Origin of the sequence: uncultured Bacteroides sp. (genome assembly GCF_902472605.1) — a bacterium.
In the GTDB taxonomy this organism is placed as follows: domain Bacteria; phylum Bacteroidota; class Bacteroidia; order Bacteroidales; family Bacteroidaceae; genus Phocaeicola.
In genome coordinates, this window is the sequence record NZ_CABROP010000020.1 from 43,539 (window position 1) to 52,702 (window position 9,164).

A 9,164-nucleotide genomic window follows, 5' to 3' on the forward strand; every position below is an offset into this window, starting at 1 on the left:
CTTTTTAAATCAATGTTTTTCGTAAATCTTTCACACGCACGGCCTTACCTTCCTGTACGGGCAGGCTTCCCTTGGGCACGAGCTTGACACGCGGAGTAATCAGAATCTCATCTTTCAGCTGGCGGGTAATTTCCTTGGTCAGGTTCTGGAGGAAGCCGTAATCATCGGTAAAGTCGTTCAATTCCACTTCCACCGTCATCTCATCGTTGGCATCGAGGTTGGTCAGGGTGATGAGATACTCGTTGCCCAGCTCCTTGAACTGCAACAGGATGTTTTCAATCTGGATGGGGAAGATGTTCACGCCCTTGAGAATTATCATGTCGTCACTACGTCCCTTCATACGATCGAGCCGCTTGTGGTGACGCCCGCAAGGACAATCGCCCGGCAAGATACGGGTCAGGTCGCGCGTACGGTAGCGGAGCAACGGCATCGCCTCCCGGTTGATGGTGGTCAGCACCAGTTCACCCACTTCGCCTTCGGGCACCGGTTCCAATGTCACGGGATCTACGATCTCCACAATGTAATAGTCCTCCCAGATGTGGAGTCCGTTCTGTTCCGGACATTCGAAGGCCACACCCGGACCACACATTTCCGACATGCCGAAAGAATTATAGGCCTTGACGCCCAGCATGTTCTCTATACGCCGACGCTGCTCGTCGGAATGAGGTTCCGCCCCGATAATCAAGGTCTTGAGGTGCGTATCCCGCCGCGGATCGATGTGCATTTCCTGCATCACCTCGTACAGGCGTCCAGCATAACTCGGAATGGCATGGAGAGCTGTCGTTCCGAAATCAGTGATAAACTTAATCTGGCGTTTGGTATTGCCTGCCGCTGCGGGAACGGTCAGCATGCCCAAGCGTTCGGCACCATACTGGAATCCCAGTCCCCCGGTAAACATGCCGTAGCCCGAAGAGTTCTGGAAAATATCGCCCTTGCGGAGTCCCACCATATACAGGCAGCGGGCCACGGCATTGGCCCATTCCTCTAAATCGTGCTGCGTGTGCAGAATGACGGTCGGAGTACCCGTGGTGCCACTGGACGAATGCAGACGTACCACTTCCTCCAACGGCACGGCAGAGAGTCCGAAAGGATAATGGTCGCGCAAATCCTGTTTAGTGGTGAAGGGAATACGCTGCAAATCCTCCAACGACTGTATATCTTCTGGTTTGATTCCGCATTGCTGAAAGCGTTCCTTGTAAAAAGGAGAATGCATGCAACGATTGATTGTAGCTTTTAATCGCTGCAACTGAAGTTTCTCTATGTCTTTTCTTGACATCGTTTCCACTTCAGGATGCAAGTACATTTGTGTGTTTCTCATATTATTTTCTGTTATTTGGCCTACAAATATAGAAATAATAAACTAAAACCAAACAGAAACTTTCATTTTTATTGTGCAAAAGTAGAAATGCTTTAAATTTGACAGAAGGAACCTGTCAGTTCCATGTTTCCGACGCCTCTTTTCTGAAGACAACCGACTTCCAGCCGATATACAAGAAAAGAGCCGCTGCATCCCCTCACGGACGAAGAAATGCAACGGCTCTTTTTATTTCCGTACAGAAGCGATTCAAAAAAACGAAACCGCCTCACAGTGATTTACTCAAAACTCCCGTAGCGCGTAGGGAGCAGCTTCCGGTCGCCCAACGTGTTGTCAATGCGAGCCACATTGATCCAGAACTTGTTGTCGCGTACACTCTGAATAGGATAAGCCGCCTTTTCCCGGCTATAAGGATGCGTCCAGTTATCTCCTACAATTTCGTATTCGGGATGCGGTGAGTTCACCAGTACGTTGTCTTCCTTGTCGGCCTTTCCACTTTCAATCTCGGCAATCTCTTCCCGGATATGTACCATAACCTCAATGAAGTTGTCCAGTTCGGCCTTGCTTTCACTCTCGGTCGGCTCAATCATCAAGGTGCCGTGTACGGGGAAGGAGAGGGTAGGTGCATGATAACCATAGTCCATCAGACGCTTGGAAATATCGTTCTCCGAGATGCCGCTTTCTTCGTGCAGTTTCCGGCATTCCAGAATCATTTCATGACCCACGAAACCGTTCTTACCGCAATATACCACGCCATACGCATCCTTCAAGCAAGCGGCCAGGTAGTTGGCATTAAGGATAGCCACCTGGGTAGCTCTCTTCAGCCCTTCAGCTCCCATCATGCAGATGTATCCGTAGGTAATAGGCAAGATACCCGCACTTCCGTAAGGTGCAGCCGACACTTCATTCGTCGGATTGCCCTTGCTTACATGTCCCGGCAAGAACGGTACCAAATGTTCAGATACACAAATCGGACCTACACCCGGGCCACCACCTCCGTGAGGACTGGCGAAGGTCTTGTGCAAGTTCAAGTGACACAAATCGGCTCCGATGGTACCCGGATTCGTCAACCCTACCTGTCCATTCATGTTAGCACCATCCATGTATACCTGTGCACCACAAGAGTGGATAATCCGACAAATTTCCTTGATTTCCTCCTCAAAGATACCGTGAGTGGACGGATACGTAATCATCAAGGCAGCCAGTTCGTCCTTGTGTGCTTCTGCTTTCTCGCGCAAATCGTTCAAATCTACGTTCCCATGGTCGTCGCAGGCGCAAGTCAGCGGCTCATATCCCGCCTGTACGGCAGAAGCGGGGTTGGTACCATGTGCCGATGCCGGAATCAATACCAAATGACGGTGACCTTGTCCAATGCTTTCCATATAGCTCCGGATGACACGCAATCCTGTATATTCACCAGCAGCTCCGGAATTCGGCTGGAGAGAAACTCCCGCAAACCCCGTGATGGTCTTCAGCTGCTCGCACAGGTTCTGTATCAACGTCTGATAGCCTACTGCCTGGTCTTCCGGCACCAGTGGATGTATGTTCATCCAGGCCGCATTGCTCAGCGGCAACATTTCGGCAGCCGCATTCAGTTTCATGGTGCAAGAACCTAATGAAATCATAGAGTGAGCCAATGAAATATCCTTGCGCTCCAAGCGCTTGATGTAACGCATCATCTCCGTTTCCGTATGGTACTTGTTAAACACTTCATGAGTAAGGTATGCACTCTTACGCTGGAAAACTTCCGGCAGGGGAGCAGTTGCAGGAATCGGTCCAACATCATGTGTTGGCTCTTCTGCCGCTACAGCAAACAAGTTGACAAGTCGTTTGGCATCAGCCTGTGTGGTTGTTTCGTCTACACTGATACCTACGTCTCCATTGTCGAAATAACGCAAGTTGATTTCCTTGCCCAAGGCAATGGTGCGTACTTCTTGTAGCGTTACATTGTCCGGCAACTGGATTCTCAGGGTATCGAAGAACGTGTCGTGACGCAGTTTATAGCCCAGACGAACCAACTGTTCAGCTACCCATACAGCTACGGCATGCACCTGTTCTGCAATCTCACGGATACCTTCCGGCCCGTGGTACACAGCATAGAATCCAGACATCGTAGCCAGCAAAGCCTGAGCGGTACAGATGTTGGAAGTAGCTTTTTCACGTTTGATGTGCTGCTCACGAGTCTGCAAGGCCATACGGTAGCACAAGCGTCCGTATTTGTCTTTTGACAAGCCGATGATACGTCCCGGCATGTTGCGTTTGTATTCATCCCGTGTAGCAAAATAAGCAGCCGAAGGACCTCCGTAGAACATCGGCACACCCAAACGCTGTGAGCTTCCGAAGACGATATCAGCTCCCCATTCTCCCGGAGGAGTAACAATAGCCAGTGCTAAGATATCAGCGGCTACAGCCACTTTACATCCAGCCGCATGTGCCTGCTCTGTAAATGCCCGGTAGTCTTCGATGCTTCCGCTATTGTTCGGATACTGTATGATACAGCCAAACAAGTCGGGTGTAAAGGTCAAATCCTTGTAACTACCGACCTTCACCGTGATACCCTGCGGAATGGCACGGGTACGGATTACCGCCAAATCCTGCGGAAAGATTTCCTCATCCACGAACAGCACGTTGGCCTGTGCCTTCTGCTGTGCACGACTTCTCAATCCGTGCATCATTGTTGCCGCCTCAGCAGCTGCAGTAGCCTCATCCAGCAAGGAACAATTGGCCAATGGCATAGCGGTCAGGTCACTGATTACGGTCTGAAAGTTCAGCAAAGCTTCCAGTCTTCCCTGTGAAATTTCAGCCTGATAGGGAGTATAAGATGTATACCACACCGGGTTCTCGAATACGTTGCGTTGGATGACAGCCGGAGTCACGGTGTCATACCATCCGCATCCGATGTAAGTCTTATATAATTTATTTTGGGCAGCCAGTTGACCGATATGCGTGGCAAATTCACGTTCCGTCATGGCAGGAGCCAGTTTCAGCGGTTCCTTCAACCGGATATTGGCCGGAATGGTCTTGCCAATCAGTTCATCCAGGCTTTTGACCCCAATTTTTTCCAGCATCAGGGAAAGTTCTTTATCCCCAATGCCGATGTGTCGGTTTGCGAATGTCGTTGTTTTCATGATTTATACTAAGATTTATGGTTTCAGGTAAAAAACAGCTTTTCAACGGAAGAAAGGATTGTTCATCTTTTCATATCCGATAGTCGTGGTATTTCCATGTCCCGGATAAACGACTGTTTCATCGGGAAGTACCAGTAACCGCGACATGACACTGTCGCGTAACTGCTCGAAATTACCTCCTTCCAAATCAGCCCGTCCAATACTGCCCCGGAACAAGACATCACCACTGAATATACATCGTTGTGACTCACTATAGAACACCAGTCCGCCCGGTGAATGTCCTGGCACGGCAATCACCTTCAATTCTTGCTGTCCTATTTGCACCTTGTCTCCATCGGCAAGCGACTTGCCCATGGCAGGAGGTTCTTCGTTCAACGGAAATCCAAACATCCGGCAATATTCTCCGATACGCGGCAAAAGGAACTCATCCTTCTCGCTGGCTTCTGTGCCCAATCCGAACTCCCGAAGCATGAACGCATTGCCGAATACATGGTCCAAATGCAAGTGCGTGTTCAGCAGATGAACCACCGTCAGTTGGTTGTCCGTAATGAATTTCTTCAAAGTCTGCTGTTCTTCCTTATAATAACATCCGGCATCAATCACAGCTGCCTGTAGTGTTTCATCATCCCACACTACATAGCAGTTGACCGGAAACATATTGAATTCAAATGATTTTATTTTCAGCATACGATTATTATCCGTTAATGGTTACATAGACCACTTTTTTGGTCTCGAAATATTCTTCTTCAAAATAATCCTTCAAGTCGTAGACGAGTGCCTGATGTTTCACGGGCATGACCTCCTTTTCCAGCTCGCCTCCCTTCAGACAAATCAGCCCGTTGGGAAGGGCATTGTGCTGCTCCTTCCGAATGTTCTTCCGGATAATCTTCAACAAGTCTGTGAGCGGCATCACCGCCCGGCTTACCACAAAGTCAAATTGTTGCTTCTCCTCTTCGGCACGACAATGACGGGTGGTCACGTTCTTCAGTCCGATAGCCTGTGCGATTTCCGTAGCCACCTTTACTTTTTTGCCGATGCTGTCTACCAAGTGGAAATGCGTGTCGGGAAATAAAATGGCTAACGGGATACCGGGAAAGCCTCCGCCCGTGCCCAAGTCCATAATTTCAGTTTCTGGTCGGAAATGGATAATTTTCGCGATGCCCAGCGAATGCAGCACATGATGCTCATACAGATTGGTGATGTCCTTGCGTGAAATCACGTTGATTTTGCTGTTCCAGTCGGTGTACAAGTCATACAACGCCGCAAACTGCTGTTTCTGCGTCTCGGTCAGGTCGGGAAAATATTTCAAAATGATATCCATGTACGATTATTTCTTGATTAAGTAAGTGTTTATTTCTTCATAAGGCACCGTCAGTTCGAACTGTCCCATCGGGCGAGGAGCGATGTCATACTGGTTGTAGAGGAAAGTCACCCCATCTTTCCCGATCCGGAAATTATCGGGCACATACAAATCCGTATCCAGCAGGATGCCCATCTGGTTCAAACCTTCCAGACAGGTCAGCGTATCAGTCTCCAGCTTTCTGTTCGCCTCCTCCAGCAGTCTGACAAATATCAGTTTGCATATATCTTCGTCCGTTCCTTTGCGAAACACCTTCTCCTTAGTCAGTTCGCGTCCGTTGCGGGCATCTACATTGACCCAGTGTCCCCAACTGCTGGGATGTGCTCCTCCCGTGTACTGGAAGGTGGTTACCGAATAATTCCAGATGCTGTCTTTGCCCTCCGTAAGCTCAGAGTTTATCTCATACTCATAATTATACCAGTCGGGAATCTCGTCCGCCTTCATGCCGTTCTTCACATCCGTTTCATAATTCTTCTGCACGTCTTTCAGGTAATCGCTCGCCAGACTTTCCTTGATGGCAGACACGAAGGCCTGCGGAGAAGCGGCTCCGGCATGGGCGCTCGAAAACGCCTCCTCCAGCACCTTGTTGATGACTTCCGTCAGCGAATCGTTCGCTTCGGCCGAACGTAAATATTTGAAATTAATTTTAATCTGACATTTGGGAGCTTTGGGGTTGGACGCATCCAGATACACGGTGGTATCCATCGGTATGGAATCTACAGAAAGACGGCTTCCTTCTGCCGACCGGTTTCCGGTACACCCAGGCAATACCATTGTGGAAAGCGCTCCACATAAAATGGAGGAAAAGATTCCTCCCTGTATTTTTTTCATCATATTCAGAACTTTATAATCAGTGATGATTTCTATGTCTACAAATATAGCATAACTTCGCGAATTGTCATGGAAAAAGGAATTCTTTTTGTAAATCTTTGCCATTCCCATGGAAAAATTCTTTCTTTGCAAAATGTAACCTATTAAGATTAGAATGCCATGATGATAACTGAAAACTGGGGAATTGTTTCCTATGAAGCAGCCTGGCAACGACAAACTGTTCTCTTTGACCAACTGATTGAAGCAAAACTTCACGAAAAGCCTTATACTAACCGACTTATCTTTTGCCAGCACCCACATGTATATACGCTGGGAAAACACGGCAAAACCGCTAATATGCTGCTGAACGAGAATCAACTCCATGCCCTTCATGCTGAACTTTTTCACGTAGACCGAGGAGGAGATATCACCTATCACGGACCCGGACAATGGGTGTGCTATCCCATTCTGAATCTGGAAGATTATAACTTGGGGTTGAAGGAATACCTGCACTTGCTGGAAGAAGCCATCATTCGCCTGTGCGGACAATACGGCATAGAGGCGGGAAGAGTGGAGGGGGCTACCGGCGTTTGGCTGGGCACGGGCACACCCGACGAACGGAAAATTTGTGCCATGGGCGTCAGAAGTAGCCACTTCGTTACAATGCACGGACTGGCTTTCAACGTGAACACCGACCTCCGCTATTTTGGATACATCCACCCCTGTGGATTCATTAATAAAGGGGTAACCTCATTGGCTGCTGAGCTGCATCGAGAACTTCCGATGGAAGAGGTGAGAGACAAACTGGAAAAACTAATCCGCAATTTATTGGGCGAAACGGTTTGACCCATCAATCAAGCCGTTTCGTCTTATATTTCTTCAGGGACGGTCCGTAAAAGCCTTCAATTGGGCACAGATTTGCGCCATCCCTTTCACAGAAGGGTGACCCTCCTGCTTGTCAATGCCTTTCAGTTCAAGACAGGGCACCCCATAATACTGACAGATGGTCTTCACCGATTCGTTGATCTCCGCCTTCAAATCGCAGTTCAACAGGAAATACACTTCCACATTAGGATAGCGGTAACGAATGTGTTCTAACATATAAGCCATGGCCGGACGGAAGCTGTACAAATCCTTCTTTGTCCAATTCTGATACTGGTATTGCCCCAGAGGCGCTCCAGCCCAACTGTCATTCGTTCCGCCGAATATCAGGATGATATCCGGGCAGCCCAGGTTGTCCATTCGCGTCACGAACGAACGATCGGAATAATCCGCCTTTCCATATCCTGTATGACAGATAGTGGAGCCCGAGAAAGAATTATTCACACACAGACGGTAACCACCTTCCTGAATGAACTTGTACCACCACGTCTGGCTGACGGAAGTCACATCGTTCTTACTCAAAGGTTGGGGAAAATACCACACAGCATTCGTGTCCGGTTGAAGATAATGTTCAAAGGTGGAATAAGAATCTCCCAAAATAGAGACGGACTTCCGATACTGCGAAAATCCGGTACTGCAAATCAAAAGAAAGAAAAGCAGCATAGCATACGTTTTTCTCATGACATGTCGGTTAAAGTTTCCACAAATGTACGTGATAAAAAACAAACCCCATAGAAAAAGTTGATGTAAATAAGGAGTTTTTGTCCGGAAACAAGTAATCAGGGTAAAATTATCTGTAATTCATCTACTGCAAATCTCTCCAAACTGACGTATTTTTGTAGCATAGAAATCTATAACATATTATAAAAGACATGGAACTAAATGATTTTTTAACGCACGTAGCCCAGCGTCGCCCGTTGAATACCCCTGAAATTCAGGAGTTCCTGAACCGGATGAGCGACGAGGCCCGTCGGGTAACTTTTGAATTGAACGGCTCCTACCATACCATGGAAGAAATTCAAGCACTGATGTCCCATCTTTTCGGAAGACCGGTCGATGCATCTTTCCGGGTGTTTCCTCCGTTCTACACCGACTTCGGAAAAAACATTCATGTGGGGAAGGATGTGTTTATTAACGCTTGCTGCCATTTTCAGGACCAAGGCGGTGTGACTTTGGGAGACGGCTGCCTCATTGGGCATAATGTAGTGTTTGCCACCCTCAACCATGACTTGAATCCGGAACGGCGAGCTTACATGACTCCAGCTCCCATCGTCTTGGGGAAACGGGTATGGGTAGGCTCGAACAGTACCATCCTGCAGGGAGTCACCATCGGCGATAATGCCGTAATTGCCGCAGGGGCCGTCGTGACGAAGGATGTGCCGGCCAATACGATAGTAGGAGGAGTACCAGCTAAATTTATCCGGAACATAGAATAAAGATTTTGCGTTTTTGTCTATATGAGAAAAGGTCAGGGGATATGCTATCTTCGGACCTTTTTTATAAAACTGCTTCAGACCAGAGCATAAAAAAAGTTCCAAAAATCTTTCGATTTTTAGAACTTCCTCATTTTGCCTCACGGCTTCGGTACACCCTCAGGGATTCGAACCCTGGACCCACTGATTAAGAGTCAGTTGCTCTACCAACTGAGCTAAGAGTGCATCCACTATAA

The 9,164-nt window shown here is 48.2% G+C and carries 8 protein-coding genes and 1 tRNA gene; 2 read left to right on the forward strand and 7 right to left on the reverse strand.

Annotated features, from left to right (window positions below; translation table 11 throughout):
* Nucleotides 1-4: 4 nt before the first annotated feature.
* From RDP42_RS06405 to RDP42_RS06425, 5 genes are all read right to left on the reverse strand, one after another.
* A complete protein-coding gene (locus tag RDP42_RS06405; RefSeq protein WP_308763023.1) occupies nucleotides 5-1,303 on the reverse strand; it encodes a phenylacetate--CoA ligase in 1,299 nt (432 codons plus the stop codon).
* A gap of 290 nt (nucleotides 1,304-1,593) precedes the next feature.
* A complete protein-coding gene (gene gcvP, locus RDP42_RS06410; protein ID WP_308763016.1) occupies nucleotides 1,594-4,443 on the reverse strand; it encodes an aminomethyl-transferring glycine dehydrogenase in 2,850 nt (949 codons plus the stop codon).
* 42 nt (nucleotides 4,444-4,485) lie between these two features.
* Nucleotides 4,486-5,127: an MBL fold metallo-hydrolase gene (locus RDP42_RS06415; protein ID WP_308763024.1), complete on the reverse strand. Its 642-nt coding sequence runs from the start codon at nucleotides 5,125-5,127 to the stop codon at nucleotides 4,486-4,488.
* Nucleotides 5,128-5,137: 10 nt separating this feature from the next.
* Nucleotides 5,138-5,764, reverse strand: coding sequence for a 16S rRNA (guanine(527)-N(7))-methyltransferase RsmG (gene rsmG, locus RDP42_RS06420; RefSeq protein WP_308763017.1), 627 nt, complete (start codon nucleotides 5,762-5,764; stop codon nucleotides 5,138-5,140).
* Nucleotides 5,765-5,770: 6 nt separating this feature from the next.
* On the reverse strand, nucleotides 5,771-6,637 hold the full coding sequence (locus tag RDP42_RS06425; protein WP_308763018.1) for a DUF3298 domain-containing protein: 867 nt from the start codon (nucleotides 6,635-6,637) through the stop codon (nucleotides 5,771-5,773).
* 156 nt (nucleotides 6,638-6,793) lie between these two features.
* Between RDP42_RS06425 and lipB the strand changes: the two genes are divergently transcribed.
* On the forward strand, nucleotides 6,794-7,459 hold the full coding sequence (lipB, locus tag RDP42_RS06430; RefSeq protein ID WP_303914463.1) for a lipoyl(octanoyl) transferase LipB: 666 nt from the start codon (nucleotides 6,794-6,796) through the stop codon (nucleotides 7,457-7,459).
* A 33-nt stretch (nucleotides 7,460-7,492) separates the two neighbouring features.
* Here lipB and RDP42_RS06435 read toward each other — a convergent pair whose 3' ends face one another.
* A complete protein-coding gene (locus tag RDP42_RS06435) occupies nucleotides 7,493-8,176 on the reverse strand; it encodes an SGNH/GDSL hydrolase family protein (RefSeq protein ID WP_308763019.1) in 684 nt (227 codons plus the stop codon).
* A 191-nt stretch (nucleotides 8,177-8,367) separates the two neighbouring features.
* Between RDP42_RS06435 and RDP42_RS06440 the strand changes: the two genes are divergently transcribed.
* Nucleotides 8,368-8,931 (forward strand): sugar O-acetyltransferase, encoded by a 564-nt coding sequence (locus RDP42_RS06440; protein WP_308763020.1) that lies wholly within the window; start codon nucleotides 8,368-8,370, stop codon nucleotides 8,929-8,931.
* Nucleotides 8,932-9,080: 149 nt separating this feature from the next.
* On the opposite strand, the gene RDP42_RS06445 is transcribed toward RDP42_RS06440, so the two are convergent.
* Nucleotides 9,081-9,153 (reverse strand) — tRNA-Lys (locus tag RDP42_RS06445).
* Nucleotides 9,154-9,164: the final 11 nt, after the last annotated feature.

Excerpts from the sequence above, each read along its gene's own strand:
- rsmG (WP_308763017.1), bottom strand. The coding sequence starts at position 5,764 with ATGGATATCATTTTGAAATATTTTCCCGACCTGACCGAGACGCAGAAA.
- lipB (WP_303914463.1), top strand. The coding sequence starts at position 6,794 with ATGATGATAACTGAAAACTGGGGAATTGTTTCCTATGAAGCAGCCTGG.
- RDP42_RS06425 (WP_308763018.1), bottom strand. The coding sequence starts at position 6,637 with ATGATGAAAAAAATACAGGGAGGAATCTTTTCCTCCATTTTATGTGGA.
- RDP42_RS06440 (WP_308763020.1), top strand. The coding sequence starts at position 8,368 with ATGGAACTAAATGATTTTTTAACGCACGTAGCCCAGCGTCGCCCGTTG.
- gcvP (WP_308763016.1), bottom strand. The coding sequence starts at position 4,443 with ATGAAAACAACGACATTCGCAAACCGACACATCGGCATTGGGGATAAA.
- RDP42_RS06405 (WP_308763023.1), bottom strand. The coding sequence starts at position 1,303 with ATGTACTTGCATCCTGAAGTGGAAACGATGTCAAGAAAAGACATAGAG.
- RDP42_RS06435 (WP_308763019.1), bottom strand. The coding sequence starts at position 8,176 with ATGAGAAAAACGTATGCTATGCTGCTTTTCTTTCTTTTGATTTGCAGT.